Below are 15,907 nucleotides of genomic sequence, written 5' to 3'. Positions count from 1 at the left end.
TCTTACGGACAAATTTTCACTTGACCAAGACAATTTTGTCTTTTTTAGCATTGATGTTTTTCTTTACTATAAATTGATTTCTTCTATAGAAAGAGCCCTTTTTTCTTCCTGGTTTTTAGAGGAAGCTGTTTTTCCTTTTTTCCCTATTAAGAGATAATGTAACGGTAAGCAAATCACTAAAAGTATACCAAGAGTGACAAATAATCCATTGTATCCTATTATTGGGACAAAAAGTCCTTGGAGGAAAGGTCCTATCCCTAAACCAATATCCGTAAGAATAAAAAATGTAGATGTTGCTAACCCGATACGATGTGCAGGCGCCGCTTGGACGGCAATCGTTTGCGCACCTGACATATATGTTCCATATCCAATCCCGATGAAAGCAGCAGCTATCAGTAGAACCATACCTATATGTGATTGGCTCAGAACAATCATTCCGATGAAAAAGCAAATAATGGCCGGATACATTGTAGAGCTTGGACCTGCTGTATCAAACCAGCGGCCAGAAAATGGTCTTGTTAGCAGCAGAGCAATCGCATATACGATAAAGAAGAAACTTGCTGCTTCTGTTATATGGTTTTCCTTTGCAAAGAACGTAAGAAAGGATAGAATACCTGAATAACAGAAGGCTGTTATGGTAGCAACAATTGTAATCGGAACAGCCTTTAGTTCTATAAAGTTTGCGAGTTTGAACCCTTTCATTTCTGACGACTGTTCTTTTGTCAATGTAACTTTCGGAACTTTTAAGAAAAGTGATATTCCTAGACTAATAGCTACACAAACTAAGCAAAAGATAAACATGATCATAAAGTTAAATTGTTGGAGGATATACATACCGATAAATGGGCCAATGGCAGCCGCCAATGTCATACTCAAAGCAAAATAGCCGATTCCTTCCCCGCCTCTGGACTTGGGTATGACTTGAGTAATTATTGTTCCTGTTGCAGTACCAGCTATTCCAAATGCAAAACCATGCAATAAACGGTTGGATATTAAAAGCGCAAAGCTGTTAACACCAAAATAAAGAACAGACGAAACAATCATGATTATGATGCCTATTACAAGCAGATTTTTACGACCGATTCTTTCCATGTATCTACCGCCAAACAGACGCCCCACTAGTGCACCAATAACAAAAATACTAGAAGCTAAACCTGCTTGGCTTTCATTTGAATGAAATTCGTTTACTGAAAATACCGAAATAGTTACCATTAATAAATAAAAGGTTAACATTAGAAAGAAATTAGCTGCTGCAACACTAATAAAGTCTTTTGTCCACAATTTCTCTTTCTTCATATACAATCTTCCTCCTCTGATTTCGATTAAATCATGTCCTTGATTTTTTCTCTACTCTACTAATTTCACATTTTATTTTGACTGTCTTTAAATGGTTCGATGTAAAAAGAAAATAAAAAGTAGAAAAAGACACAAAATATTCATAAATTCACTTTAACAAATTTCCCATCATATAAAAAATATATTTATTGTTATAATAATATATATAAAATATATGATTAAGAGGTAGTTATGGTGGATATTAAACAACTGAAGTACTTTAAAACAATCGTAGATGAAGGCAATATCTCGAAGGCAGCAGAAGTTTTACATATGGCACAACCCCCCCTAAGTCAACAACTTAAGCGGTTAGAAAATGAACTTGGAACGATTTTAATCAAACGTTACACCCACCAATGGGAGTTAACTGAAACTGGGAAAACCTTATATAGACATGCTATTCATATGCTCCAAAACATGAAAGGAATAAAACAAGAAATCAAAGAAATTGAAGAAGGAATGCGTGGAAACTTAGCAATTGGGGTTTCTTCCAGTTGTGTGAATTTCCTTCCTAAGAACATTGGTAAGTTTAGAGAAAGCTATCCAAATGTATTTATAAAAATATTGAAAGGAGACTCTTCCTATCTTCAGCAATTACTAATAGAACGAGAGATTGAACTTTCTTTCATGCTTCTACCAATGGCATTTCAGGATTATCGAGTAATAAGCTTGTCTCAGGAGCCGTTTGTTGTAGCAATCCCCTCAAGCTGGAAAAGTCATTTTGTTCATCCTAAAGTCAGTTTAAGGGAATTAAGTTCGTTTCCCTTTCTTATGTTAGGTCCAATGAAAGGATATTCAATGTACGAAAATATTCTAAGTCATTTCAACAAGCATCAGTTCTCTCCAAATATCGTGATGGAGTGTACCGACATTGCTACTTTGCTGACTTTTGTTGCCTCAGGTATCGGAATTTCGATTATCCCCAGGTCAGAAATTTATGTGACCTTTAATCAAGGTATCTCAACCATTGAAATTGAGGATTTATCCCTTTATATTGAACCAGCTATTTTATTTTCAAAAGAGCATCATCTTACAAAAGCTGCAGAACATTTTTTAGAATACTTTTCATGGACTTTACCATACTGAGTAATTGTAGAACCCCTTTTCCTTCAGCATATATCTGTTTTTAATTTTAATTGGAATTTAAAATGGATAGAATTTCCCATATTGCCAAAAATAAATAAAGTGAAATAAACAGGAGGCGGAATAATGGATTCTGAAATGAAGGAAAAATGCGGGGTGTTTGGGGTGTTTAATCACCCTAAAGCAGCAGATTTAACTTATTACGGACTTCATGCACTGCAGCATCGTGGTCAGGAAAGCGCAGGAATTGTCGCCAGTGACGGGGAATCTTTTCGGCATCACCGGGGGATGGGTTTAGTTACCCAAGTATTTTCGCGAAAGATCCTTGATGAACTAAGGGGTGATATGGCAATTGGCCATGTCCGCTATTCTACTTCCGGTGCAAGTCTTCTGCAAAACGCACAGCCACTTGTTTTTAAATATAGCGAGGGAGACTTGGCTGTTGCCCATAATGGTAACCTTGTTAATGCAAAGATTGAGCAAAAAGTGCTGCAGCAGCAGGGTGCCATCTTTCAAACGACAACAGATACAGAAATAATTGCTCACTTACTAGCACGCTCAAGCAAAAAACATTTTTCTGAAGCTGGTCCAGATGTTTTGAAACGGATTGATGGATCATTTGCCCTGCTAATGATGACCCAAAATCAAATGTTAATTGGCTTAGACCGTCATGGATTACGTCCGCTAAGTCTTGGAAAAATTGGTGACTCGATCATTGCTGCTTCAGAAACATGTGCTTTAAACGCGGTCGATGCTAAGTTCTGGAGGGACGTTGAACCTGGTGAATGGCTTCTCGTTGATGAAAATGGAGTTCAAACGGGAAGGTTTGCCGCCAAAGGCGAAATATCCCTTTGTTCATTTGAGTTTGTTTATTTTGCCCGCCCAGATAGTGTGATTCAAGGAAGAAGTGTTTTAGCGATCCGCAAAGAATTAGGACAAATTCTTGCTAGAGAACATCCAACTGAGGCAGATGTTGTCGTGGCCGTTCCCGAATCAAGCGTCCCAGCCGCAATTGGTTTTTCTCAACAATCAGGAATCCCTTATGAAATGGGGATTATCAAAAACCCATACGCAGGTCGCTCCTTTATTGAACCAACACAAGAATTACGGGATTTAGCGGTTCGACTCAAATTAAGCACTGTTCAGGAAATTCTTGAAGGGAAGAGAGTTGTGCTTGTGGATGATTCGATTGTTCGTGGCACGACTAGCAAACGAATTGTCCAGTTGATTCGTCAAGCTGGTGCGAAAGAAGTGCATGTCCGAATTAGTTCGCCAATGGTAAGGAATCCTTGTTTTTATGGTATCGATATGCCGTCAAAGGAAGAACTCTTTGCCAACAAGCATGAACAGGAACAAGCAATGGGACAGGTTATTGGGGCAGATTCATTAGCCTTTTTAAGTACAGAAGGACTATTGGAAGCAGTTGATGTAGATCTTGCGGAGACTAGCAGCCGCTGTATTGCTTGTTTCAGCGGTGCTTACCCAACGAAATTGTATTTGAAATAGCAGGTTTAATTACCCAACTCCAAGCCAACAGGTAAAAAAGGGAAAAAGCGCTGTTTTCTCGCTTTTCCCCTTTTTAAGACAGTTTGGCTATTTCCTATATTTAATAGCTAATCCTTTTAAGAAATTTCTAGCGTACCGATCACCGCACTCTTTATAATTCTTTTGTCCTTCTTTCCTTAATAATGCGCTTAATTCTCCTTTTGTTATACTGACGCCTGCTTTTTCTACTATTTCGAGCATATCCTCACTTGTTAATGCTAGTGCAATTTTCAACTTCTTTAGCAAAACATTATTAACACTTCCATGATCCTTTATAGACATTGCTGGTCTTTCAGGTTGCCCGGGTTTTGATTCTTGTTTTCCTCTTTTAAATATAATCAAGCCATTTAAAAATGACTCGAACATAAAATTATTGCATTTTATATTCTCTTCATCTTCTTCTATATTATCATCATTGCCCACTTCATTTTGGTAACTGTCCTTTGGTTTTGTAAGCATCTTTAGCACTTCATCTTTTGTTACTTCAATGCCACCAAGTTTAAATATCTCTACCATATCTGTATTTTTTATATCTAGCGCATATCTTAATCGTATTAAGATATCATTATTATTCAAACTCAATTGTAACCCTCCTAAATTATTGACTGATTGCACAGCAGTCAATGCGTATTCTCCAAAAAAAGCTAAATTTCAGCCCTTATATATTTTTATATATTTGTAAGCTTTCCCAAAAATTATACGAGCCTATGTGCATACCATTTCTTACCGTTAAATCTCTTTACAAAGATGGTACCTCGAACAACCCATTCGAAAATCATTGCCGCCCAAACACCAATAATACCAAATCCTAAGGTAATTCCTAAAATATAACCGAGTACTACCCGTATCAACCACATAGACAATAGGGATGCAATCGAAGTAAAGTTCGAATCTCCCGCTGCTCTTAATGCTGATGGCATAGTAAAACTTAGTGGAAAGAAAAACGGTTGTGCTATGGCTGACATTAAAATAAGCGTAAATATGGTTGAAATAATTTCATCAGGCGCCTTGAATACTTTCATCATTAATGGAAAAAATGGCAATAATGTAGCTGAAGTAACCACAAAGAGGATCGAAGCAAGTACAGTCAACGATTTAATAAACTTTCTTGCGTCCTCTATGTTCCTTTGTCCGATACACTGTCCAACAACTGTTACAATGCCAATGCCCAGTGCATTAGGTCCTATTTGAAATAACAATACAATAGAATTTGCGATTGCATAAGCTGACATCGCATATGTCCCTAATTGTACGATGAAAGTTTGCGTTAATAGTTTTCCCCCACTGAAAAATAACTGTTCTACAGCAAAGGGAATTCCAATAAACATTACTTTTTTTAAAATTGGAATATCAACCTTCAATGCATTTTTTATTTTGAAACGAATTGTCTCATTGTATCTTATAATATAGATTAATGAAGCTGCCATTCCCAATACTCTTGCTAGAAGAATGGAAATCACTAGACCCTTAACACCCATATTGAAAATCGTAATGAATAATACATTTAGGCAGGTGTTCGTGAAATTCATAAATAATGATAACCTCAAACATGGTCTAGTCTGTCCAACACCTCTTAATGTACCACACACTGCCTGGAATATAGCTATGAACGTATAGGAGATACAACTGCCAACAAGATAGATCTTTGCGTTTTGAAATACATCGGCGTCCGCCTTACCAAATAACATGTTTAAGGTAGGCGTATGAAAAATGATAACCAGCACACTAACCAGAACAGAAAATATCGTAACTGCTGATATGGCTTGTGTTGCTGTTTTGGACACCAACTCTGCATTCCCACTGCCTTTATATTGGGCCACAATAACGGCACCACCTGTTGCCACAGCAATAAATACACCAACCAAGAAAATATTCAACGAATCTACCATACTTACTGCACTGACGGCAGCAACCCCCGCTGAACTAATCATCGCTGTATTTAAAAAACTCATTAAAATTAAAAAGGCTTGGTCTACTAAAATTGGAATAATGATAGCAATAATTTGCTTGTAGTCTATTGATTCTCCAGTTAAATATTTATCTAACCAATAAACAGTATTATGCTTCATATTTAATTCTATTTTATTCATTACACACTCTTCTTCGAAGGATTTTTCCATAATTCTTATCAAATTAATACGCATTATTATACCACTATTACTGAGAGAAACCAGTGGTTTTTTTCATACACAAAAAGCCCAGTCCTGTGGACTGAGCATCTATTTTAAGGTTTGCTTACTCCATAAGCTTTCCCTGCTATTAAACAAGCTTATGAGTGTACCATTTCTTCCCTTTGAATCGCAATTCAAAGATTGTACTGCGGACACCCCATTCAACAATCATGGCCACCCAAACACCGATTATGCCAAATCCTAAAGTAATTCCTAAAATATAACCAAGTATGACCCGCAGTAGCCACATAGACAGTAGAGAGGCAATCGAAGTGAAATTTGAATCTCCTGCTGCTCGTAATGCTGAGGGCAATACAAAGCTTGGTGACCACAAAAATGGTTGGGCAATAGCAGATAGTAAAATCATCGTAAAGATGGTTGGAACAATTTCAGCAGGAGGATTGAACAATTTCATCATTACCGGGAAAAATGGCAATAAAAGCAGCGATGTTGCCAGAAAGAGAATTGAAGAAAGTACGATCAACGATTTAATAAATTTTCTCGCATCGTGAGTGTTTCTTCTCCCTATGGACTGTCCAACAATCGTTACAATGGAAATACTTATTGCATTTGGTCCCATTTGAAATAACAAGGCGATCGAATTAGCGATTGCATATGCTGTCATCGCCAGTGTCCCTAATTGAACAATAAACGTTTGGGTTAAAAGCTTTCCTCCATTAAAAAAGATCTGTTCTGCAGCAAAAGGTAGACCGATAAACATTACTTTCTTTAAAATTGAAAAATCAAATTGCAATGCCTTTTTTATTTGGAAGCGGATCGTCTCATTGTATTTCATTATATAGATTAATGAAGCTATCATTCCCAATACTCTTGCAAGCAGAATGGAAATCACGAGCCCTTTAACACTCATATTCAGAACCGTAATGAACACGACATTTAGAATCGTGTTCGTAACATTCATTAATAATGATAAATTTAGGTACGGCTTTGTCTCTCCGACGCCTCTTAATGCTCCACCCACAGCTTGAAAGATTGCGATGAACGGATAAGAAATGCAGCTGCCAATAAGATAGAGTTTTGCATTTTGAAACACATTTGCTTCTGCTTTTCCAAAAAGAACGTTCAAGACAGGTGTATTAAAAATAATCACGATCACACTGAGCAGTACAGAAAATAGTGTAACGGCAGTTATCGCTTGTGTTGCGGTTTTGGATACCATCTTGATATTCCCGCTGCCTTTATATTGCGCCACAATAACTGTCCCGCCTGTTGCCACTGCAATAAATACATTGACCAAGAAAATATTTAGCGAGTCTACCATACTTACCGCACTGACGGCAGCAACCCCTGCTGAACTAATCATTGCGGTATTTAAAAAACTCATTAAGATTAAGAAGGCTTGGTCGACAAATATTGGAATGATGATCGTGATCATTTGCTTAAAGTCAATCGATTCCCCCGTAAAATATTTATCTAACAACAAAACAGATTTATGTTTCATTTTCAATTCTAATTTATTCATACACTACACTTCTTCGCTGGATTTTGTATATTCAACACTACCTATAAAATTGACACGCATTATTATACCACTATAACTATGAGAAGCCAGTCTTTTTTGATGACTCTGATTATCTCCATCCATGTTTGCACATTACTTAATTTTTGATGGAAAAGTAACACTGATAAAGGTTTTTATTCCAAAGTGGGAATCCGTCAAGATGTTCTAGTAGTAACCACTTTTATTTTCCAAATCGTAATAGAATCTTCTTTTGATAATCCCTTCTTTTCATCACTTTGTTCCAGCAAACATCCAATTTAGATAATAGAATTCCTCATATTTTCTCAATAAAGATAGATAAAAGACATTTTTCAAAGGAAAATGACGACTAAAAGGTTGTAATGATCAAAAGGAATATTACATTTCCTATGGAATTAATAACCAACAGGGAAATAACCCTGGCATCTTTTCGGGAAGGTAGTGATAGTATGACACTAGTTAAGCTGCATCCAAAGGTTCCTGCTCAAGCCGAAACTTCCAATGGAAATGAAACTCAGGAGCCCGTCCGGAAGATCCTCCCTCAGGTTAAGGTAATGACGATGTTTAAAACAACTGGAAAAGTGAAGAGTGAATCCAGAAAGCTGGCACTCAATGGAGAATTAATTTCTAAGCAAGGAAGCAGAGTTTCCAGCTTGATCCGAATACAAATTGAGGAAACCAAGAGAAAAGTTAGAGAATGTTCCCCTGAAGCTCTACAGTTCATAGGTCCAGGTGATCACTAGATAACTTTAATATAGAAAGGAGTGATAAGCGAATCCATTTTCAAAAAACTAAATAGTAAATTAAAAATTTTCATATAAATAAATACTTTTACCCCCTATCATGCGGCCGCATGGTGCAAAAAAAAGCGCTTCTCTACATTGAGGAGCGCTTTCGCGTTTAGAAGCAGGGTCCCGTTCCCTGTTCTCGATCAGCACTTTTTCTGGTCTTACGATGAAACCATCCCTGCCAAATGGTACCTACCCAAATAACAGGTTTTTCGTTTGTAATTGGTAGATCGGTTTAAGACTACTTGTTTGTTTGCATAAAAAATGGAAGTTATATTTTGATCCAAAATACTAGGCTAGACATTAAACACCGGAATAGGCACTGAATGCCCCATCAACAGGAATCACAACCCCATTTACGAAGCCAGAGGCTTCATTGCTAACTAAATATAATAACGTACCGATTAGATCTTGTGCCTCTCCAAAACGATCCATAGGTGTATTTCGAAGAATTTTTTCAGAGCGTTCAGTGTATGATCCATCTTGATTTATTAATAATTTTTCATTTTGTCCTGTAAGGAAGAAACCAGGTGCAATAGCATTTACTCGAATGCCTACTTTTGACATATGCACAGCAAGCCACTGAGTGAAATTGCTCACAGCAGCCTTTGCTGCGCTATAGGCCGGAATTTTCGTTAAAGGAGTAAAGGCATTCATGGATGAAATATTAATAATGGTTGCCCCAGGGCGATTGATCATATCTGAAGCAAATTCTTGTGAAGGCAGCAATGTACCTAAGAAATTCAAGTTGAAAACAAATTGAATGCCCTGAGGGTCTAAATCAAAGAATGTAACCGTGTCATCATGCTTTTCCTGGACATCTTCTGCAAATAAATAATCGTTTGTTGTTGTACCTCCAGGATGATTGCCACCTGCTGCATTGATTAAGATATCAACAGGACCTAGTTTTTCACGAATGACATCATGCGCCGCTTTTAAGCTTTCTTTATTAACGACATCTCCTGCAACACCAATAGCAATACCACCATTTTTTGCAACTTCCGCTGCTTTTGCCTCTGCAATGGTAAGTCTGCGTGCCAAAATAGCTACCTTTGCTCCACATGCAGCCAGCGCATCGACGAATTGCCCAGCAAGTATCCCTGTTCCCCCTGTTACAACAATGACTTTATCCGATAAATCAATTTGAAACGGTAGTTTTATCATCTTGAATTTGCCTCCTAAGTTGTCTCCCGCCATTATCTCTTAATCATTTTAGGTATAATAAAAAAATAGAAAGGATAAAAATACTTATACCACAAAGAAAACTTTCTGTACGTGAGAAATGTTAATCAAAACTATAATCTCGAAATAATATATTTTTAATTCGAGATTATAATAATTCATTTATGTTTCTTCTGTCAATAATGAAATTATTCCTCCAATGATGAAAAACATTCCATTTTCTTTTTTCTTTTGCTACATATAGCGCATGTGTTGTGACCCATTTTGCAGCAGTCTGAGTATTTTTCTATTTATTGGGAGTTTCTTACTAGTAAAAGCCAGGTAATAACCATCCCCCGGCTTTTACTTCACATTAATAAAAAGTTGTCAATATGCTTTAAGTAAGCTTCTTGTAAAGCGGCTGATCCAAGGTATAGAGTCGTCGGTATCTTTCTTCATTTTCAAGTAATTGTTGGTGGTTCCCGGCCATCGTTATTTTTCCTTGATCCATGAATAGAATTCGATCCATCTTCTCCATTCCTGCCAAATGGTGCGTTACCCAAATAATCGTTTTCCCTTTTAACGTATCAAAGATCGTTGCCATCAATTTATTTTCTGTAATCGGATCAAGACCAACAGTTGGTTCATCCATAATGACCACTGGGGTCTTTTGCAACAGAATTCGTGCCAGTGCAATCCTTTGACGCTCTCCACCTGAAAAGCGTTGTCCTGTTTCGTTCATATTTGTGTCATAACCGTTCGGCAGTTCTTTCACCATCTGATGCAGTTGAACCTGCTCTGCTGCGGCAAATACTTCTTCATCTGTTGCATTCGGATTGCCTAGCCTGATGTTATTTAATACAGATGTATGAAATAAGTATGCTTTTTGATTTAAGACCGCCAACATTTTTGGTATTGATAAAGGAACCTCATTGGCCTTCCTTCCATTTAAAAGCACTTCACCGCTGGTTGGTTCTAGGGCTCCCTGGATCAACTTTAAAAGCGTTGATTTGCCGGCACCACTTGGTCCAAGAATGGCAATTTTTTCACCCTGAGCCACTTTTAAACTAAATTCGTTTATCAATAAAGGTTCCGAAGAAAAGTGGAAGGAAACTTTCTTTAATTCAATCGAAACTTCAGAAAAATCTGTTGGGTCATTTTCTTTCTCGTCTATCCACTTTGGTAAATCTTTAGATTCCATGCTTTCAAGACGCTTAATCGAATCTTGATAGGTTGATACATCGCTGATCGCTTCTGCAATCGGTAAAAATGATTCCAATAACGAGAGCATGACAAGCCCAACTGCAGCAATGAAGGTGGCAGCAATTTCCCCACCCTGTGCCATCCCATCAGCCCAATAGATTGCAACAATGACGATTGCTCCAAGTACCAGTTGGTTAAAAACAGCCCTCCAATTTACAAAAGAATGGATCTTTGTTTCAAGGCGCAGCAATTTTTGCTGCTGATTTTCATAACGCTGGATAAAATCCAAGTACCTCCCGCTAAAGAGCCAATCACTAATTCCAAAGACAGCATCGGTAAACTGCTGATAAAGTTGGTGTCTTCTTCGCTTTAATTTTTCATTTTTCGCTTTCATATATATAAATGAAAGAATCGGTCCTACAAAGATCAGAAATCCAATTAAGACCGCTAAAAGAATCCCAAATGGAACTGAGAATCTACCAGCCCAAATAATGATCACAGTATAAATAACAAGTGAAACAATCGATGGGAATAGGGTTTTTAAATAAAAGTCCTGTAAGTGTTCAATGTCGTCCGCAAGAACACCAAGGAGATCACCCGTTAAAAAACGGGATCTTAATAAAATGGCTTGAGGTTCAAGCACTTTATATAAACGGACCCGCATATCGGATAAAATTGTCAAAACGAATTGATGACCTGTCAATCTTTCGATATAGCTTAAGACCGCTCGGCCAATACCAAAGGTGCGAACGCCAACAATCGGCACATAAACCATTAAGATCGATTCCGGCCGCGTCGAAGCTTTTGAAATTAAGTAACCGGAAGTAAACATTAATCCTCCACCAAAAAGGATCGTGAGTCCGCCGAGAAAAATGGCCAGCATAAACAAACCGCGATTTTGCTTTAAATAGGGGATGATCCATTTTTCCTTGTCCATTAAATCCCCTCCAATTGCGTCTTGACAAGTTGATAATAGAAACCGTGTTTTTCCATTAATTGGTCATGTGTCCCAATTTCAACTAGTTCACCGTGCTCTAAAACCAAAATTTGATCCATATCCAGCATCCAATGGAGCCGATGGGTTGCAAAGAAAACCAATTTTCCTGCAAACAATTGCAGCATCGTTTCTTTTAAATCGTATTCGGTTTCAATATCTAAATGGGCTGTCGGTTCATCTAACAAAAGAATCGGCCGGTTACCTAAAAACGCCCGGGCAATCGCCATCCGCTGTTCCTGTCCCCCGCTTAGTGTTCGCCCTCCTTCGCCAACCTTCGTATTCAAGCCATCTGGCAATGCTTTAATAACCTCGGTCAGGCCCGCAGCCTGTGCAGCGGCTTTGACGTCCTGCTCCGTTGCATTTGGGTGATAAAAACAGATATTGTTAAAAATGGTATTGGAAAAGAGGTAAGGGTGCTGAGGGATATAAGTTACTTGCTTTTGCCAATCCTCCTGCAGGAGGGACTCAAATTTTCCATCAATCAGAAATTCGCCCTTCGTAGGAACTAAAAATCCACTTAATAGATCAACTAAGGTAGATTTGCCGGCACCACTTGCGCCAATGATCCCGACCTTCTTCGTCCCTGTAATGGTAAAATCGATATGCTTCAAGCCATTATCGTTGTTATCAACAAATCGTAAATCCATATCCTTTACAGAGAATACACTCGTTGATTTCCAAGCTGGAATGGGTTCTTTGCTTGGTCCAATAAACTCCTTTTGGAGGATCTCCTGTATTTTTTTACCCGCCTCTTTTCCATCAAGCGTGGCATGATAATCAGCCCCAACCTCGCGAATCGGCAAAAAATATTCTGGAGCCAGGATAAGAATCGTTAAGGCAGGTTTCAGGTCCATTGTCCCATTAATTAATCCGATGCCAAGAAAAACAGCGACAGTTGCAATCGAGAGCATCGTGAAGAAATCGAGCGCAAACGTTGATAAAAAAGCAATCCGCAGTGTAGCCATCACAGCTTTTCGATATCGTTCACTTACGAAACTTATTTTTTCTATATGCTTACGGCTAAGCCCTAAATACGTAAGCGTCTCTAAGCCTCTTAAAGAGTCAACAAAATGATTAGAAAGCATTTGATAGGATTCGTACTGTCGGTTTGCTTTCTCTTTTGCTGCCAACCCAAGCAGAATCATAAATACAATCAAGATCGGAAAGGCAATGATTAAAATCAGGGCGGAACGGATATTTTCAAAAAGAATGAAAAGGCAAACCATTGCTGGTATAAAGGCGGTATTCATTAATTTTGGTAAAAACAGCTCCAAATAATGGCGAAACTTCATTGTGCCTTCCATAATGAGCGTGACCGTCTGGCCGGATCCTTCCTCTGTGACAAATCGCGGTCCCAGTTGAAAGATCTTTTTCAAAACAGATTCTCTTAAATTGACACTGGTGGTAACTGCAAACCTGTAAGCAATCTTATTTTTCAAAAATGTAAGTACTTGGCGAATCACGAGGGCAAGAAAGAAAAAGGCCAATTCTTTCGTGACAGTACGAAACAAATCTCCCCCAAAAAGGGAGGAGATTGAATCTGCCAAAAAATAGGCCTGAATAATAATCGTAAAGCCTTGAAGTACTGTTAATACTGCCAGGCCTGCAAGTACCGGTTTTATTCCCGTGTAAGAGAACAATGACTTATCCATTAGTATGTTAGATGCTCCTTATCTGTTACTCGTTTTCTAAAGATATAATAGCTCCATACTGTATATCCCAAAACAAATGGTAAGATCGTTACAGCGACAATTGTCATAACTTTTAAGGAGTATGCCCCACTTGCAGCGTTATACACAGTTAAATCAAATGCTTTATTAATCGAACTAACCATGACCCTTGGGAAAAGGCCGACAAAAATCGCTGAAACTGTGAATGCCAGGCCGAGGCCGGACATCGTAAAGGCTAGCCCCTCCTTTTTTTGTGAAATAAAGGTATAGGACATTACATAGACCAGTACAATCAAAGCGACAAGGATCAGTTCAGGAACGAGGCGTACTTCAAAAATATCAGTCATTGTCCAGGATAATCCAACAAAGACGACGAGTGCACCCAAAACTGCAAGAACTACTTTTTTTGCTAAGGCTGCTGACCGTTTTCGAAGCTCCCCTTCCGTTTTCAAGGTTAGGAAGTTTAAACCATGCAAAAAGCATAACAAGGTGACCGTTACCCCTCCCCATAAGGAATAGACGTTAATAAAATCAGTGAATCCAGCTGTCATGTTCATGTCTTTGTGAATGGGCATTCCCTTCAGTAGACTAGTAAATAAAACACCTAGTAAGAACGGAGGTAACAAGCTCCCAAAAAAGAGAGCCCAATCCCAAATATTTGTCCAGCGGGCACTGGGAACCTTGCTGCGGAATTCAAATGAAACACCGCGGGCAATTAAACAAAGTAAGACTGCTAATAATGGCAAATAGTATCCACTGAACATCGTTGCATACCAATTTGGGAAAGCAGCAAAAATAGCACCGCCTCCAGTTAAGAGCCACACTTCATTTGCATCCCAAACAGGCCCAATTGCATTGACCATGACCGAACGTTCAGTCTGAGTGCGTGCCAAAAACCGAGTTGACATACCTACACCAAAATCAAAGCCTTCAAGAAAGAAGAAACCGATAAAGACAATGGCAATTAAAACAAACCATAATTCACTTAATTCCATCCTAAGCACCTACCTTATTAAATGGATCTATCGTTTTATTTGAATCAATCGCTTGATGTGCTATAGGACCCCTTTTTATTTCACGAATCATTAAATAAACCATGACAATGGCCAGAACAGTAAAAATTAGCACATATAGGATGATTGAAAGTAAAATGCTGCCTGCCGAAACATTTGGTGAAACCGAATTTGCAGTTGTCATAAGGCCAAAAACAGTCCACGGCTGACGGCCCACTTCTGTCATAACCCATCCAAACGTATTTGCTAGGAACGGAAAGGAAATTGCCGGAGGTAAAAATCTCAAGAATAGCTTGCTCTGTTCAAGTCTCCCTTTCTTCCATAGATATAAACCGATGATCGATAATAAAATCATGCCCACACCAAAGCCGATCATTAACCGGAAACTCCAGTACGTTGTTTTAACCGGTGGAATGTAGTTCGTCCCTTTTCCAACTTTCCCATCATATTTCACCGCATACTCTTTTTGAAGTGTCTCCATTCCCTTTAAGCTTCCTCCAAATTTCGAATACGATAAAAAGCTCAATGCATATGGGATGTTCAGTTCAAACTTATTTTCTTTTTTGGCTGAATCAATGACCGCAAACGCTGACCATGGTGCCGGATCTGCTGTATCCTGCCAGATGCCTTCAGCAGCAGCCATTTTCATCGGCTGTGTTTTTACTAAATATTGAGCTTGGCCGTGGCCGCTTAATGCTGTACCGATGCTGCCAATCAATCCAATGATTAACGCTAACTTCAGTGATTTTTGATAAAATTCAATATGTCTTTTCTTTAACAAATTATAGCCGCTAATTCCCGCTGTGAAGAAAGCTCCTGCACATAAGGCCCCTGTCATAACATGAGGAAATTCAACCCACAGTTGACCGTTTTTGATAAGAGCGAAAAAATCATTCATTTCTGCCCGGCCGTTATTGATAGCAAATCCGACTGGAACCTGCATAAATGAATTGGCTGTTAAGATCCAGAACCCTGAAAGAATGGTTCCGATGGAAACAAGCCAAATGCAAGCTAAATGCACTTTTTTAGATAAGCGCTCCCAGCCAAAAATCCACAATCCGATAAAGGTTGACTCCATAAAGAAAGCAAGCAGTGCCTCTATCGCAAGTGGAGCGCCAAAAACGTCGCCAACAAATCTTGAATAATCAGACCAGTTCATACCAAATTGGAATTCTTGAATAATACCAGTTACAACTCCAACCGCAAAGTTGATTAAAAACAAGTGGCCCCAAAATTTAGCCATTTTTTTGTAGATTTCTTTTTTCTTCGCAACATACAGCGTTTCCATTAAAGCAACCATAAAAACAAGGCCGATTGAAAGTGGCACAAAGAAAAAGTGGTAAATCGTAGTTACAGCAAACTGTGTTCTTGCCAACAATACTTGATCCAAAATCATTTCCTCCCTAGACATTTTTAAATGCTTTATGTGATTAAGTTATG

12 protein-coding genes are annotated in these 15,907 nt (G+C 38.4%); 3 read left to right on the top strand and 9 right to left on the bottom strand.

All coding sequences use genetic code 11. The annotated features are described in order from the left end of the window. Window positions 1-66: 66 nt before the first annotated feature. A complete protein-coding gene (locus tag JN080_RS09355; RefSeq protein WP_256235691.1) occupies window positions 67-1,296 on the bottom strand; it encodes an MFS transporter in 1,230 nt (409 codons plus the stop codon). Between the two features lie 231 nt (window positions 1,297-1,527). Here JN080_RS09355 and JN080_RS09350 point away from each other — a divergent pair, with 231 nt between their 5' ends. Both JN080_RS09350 and purF read left to right on the top strand, forming a co-directional pair. After that, window positions 1,528-2,421, top strand: coding sequence for a LysR family transcriptional regulator (locus JN080_RS09350; RefSeq protein WP_256235690.1), 894 nt, complete (start codon window positions 1,528-1,530; stop codon window positions 2,419-2,421). Window positions 2,422-2,544: 123 nt separating this feature from the next. Continuing rightward, on the top strand, window positions 2,545-3,924 hold the full coding sequence (gene purF / locus JN080_RS09345; protein WP_256235689.1) for an amidophosphoribosyltransferase: 1,380 nt from the start codon (window positions 2,545-2,547) through the stop codon (window positions 3,922-3,924). Between the two features lie 87 nt (window positions 3,925-4,011). On the opposite strand, the gene JN080_RS09340 is transcribed toward purF, so the two are convergent. The 3 genes from JN080_RS09340 to JN080_RS09330 all read right to left on the bottom strand — a co-directional run bounded on the left by JN080_RS09340 (window position 4,012) and on the right by JN080_RS09330 (window position 7,617). Then, complete coding sequence (locus JN080_RS09340; RefSeq protein ID WP_256235748.1) at window positions 4,012-4,545, bottom strand: YehS family protein; 534 nt, start codon at window positions 4,543-4,545, stop codon at window positions 4,012-4,014. 113 nt (window positions 4,546-4,658) lie between these two features. Then, complete coding sequence (locus JN080_RS09335) at window positions 4,659-6,053, bottom strand: MATE family efflux transporter (RefSeq protein ID WP_256235688.1); 1,395 nt, start codon at window positions 6,051-6,053, stop codon at window positions 4,659-4,661. Between the two features lie 169 nt (window positions 6,054-6,222). Then, window positions 6,223-7,617, bottom strand: coding sequence for an MATE family efflux transporter (locus tag JN080_RS09330; protein ID WP_256235687.1), 1,395 nt, complete (start codon window positions 7,615-7,617; stop codon window positions 6,223-6,225). Window positions 7,618-8,084: 467 nt separating this feature from the next. Between JN080_RS09330 and JN080_RS09325 the strand changes: the two genes are divergently transcribed. After that, complete coding sequence (locus JN080_RS09325; protein ID WP_256235686.1) at window positions 8,085-8,378, top strand: hypothetical protein; 294 nt, start codon at window positions 8,085-8,087, stop codon at window positions 8,376-8,378. A gap of 348 nt (window positions 8,379-8,726) precedes the next feature. Here the strand turns inward: JN080_RS09325 and JN080_RS09320 are convergent, their stop codons facing one another. The 5 genes from JN080_RS09320 to JN080_RS09300 all read right to left on the bottom strand — a co-directional run bounded on the left by JN080_RS09320 (window position 8,727) and on the right by JN080_RS09300 (window position 15,857). Further along, window positions 8,727-9,584 (bottom strand): SDR family oxidoreductase, encoded by an 858-nt coding sequence (locus JN080_RS09320; protein WP_256235746.1) that lies wholly within the window; start codon window positions 9,582-9,584, stop codon window positions 8,727-8,729. 397 nt (window positions 9,585-9,981) lie between these two features. Beyond that, window positions 9,982-11,724: a thiol reductant ABC exporter subunit CydC gene (gene cydC, locus JN080_RS09315; RefSeq protein WP_256235685.1), complete on the bottom strand. Its 1,743-nt coding sequence runs from the start codon at window positions 11,722-11,724 to the stop codon at window positions 9,982-9,984. After that, window positions 11,724-13,436 carry a thiol reductant ABC exporter subunit CydD gene (gene cydD / locus JN080_RS09310; RefSeq protein ID WP_256235684.1) on the bottom strand — a complete coding sequence of 571 codons (1,713 nt, stop codon included), beginning with the start codon at window positions 13,434-13,436 and terminating at the stop codon, window positions 11,724-11,726. Before cydD ends, cydC begins: the two co-directional genes overlap by 1 nt. After that, window positions 13,436-14,449, bottom strand: a complete 1,014-nt coding sequence (gene cydB / locus JN080_RS09305) for a cytochrome d ubiquinol oxidase subunit II (protein ID WP_256235683.1) — start codon at window positions 14,447-14,449, stop codon at window positions 13,436-13,438. Before cydB ends, cydD begins: the two co-directional genes overlap by 1 nt. Window position 14,450: 1 nt before the next feature. Further along, complete coding sequence (locus tag JN080_RS09300; protein WP_256235682.1) at window positions 14,451-15,857, bottom strand: cytochrome ubiquinol oxidase subunit I; 1,407 nt, start codon at window positions 15,855-15,857, stop codon at window positions 14,451-14,453. Window positions 15,858-15,907: the final 50 nt, after the last annotated feature.

This window comes from Bacillus sp. EB600 (genome assembly GCF_024494385.1).
GTDB lineage: Bacteria > Bacillota > Bacilli > Bacillales > Cytobacillaceae > JAEVLT01.
The sequence above is the reverse complement of the archived record's forward strand: the minus strand, read 5'-3'. Positions and strand labels throughout refer to the sequence as shown.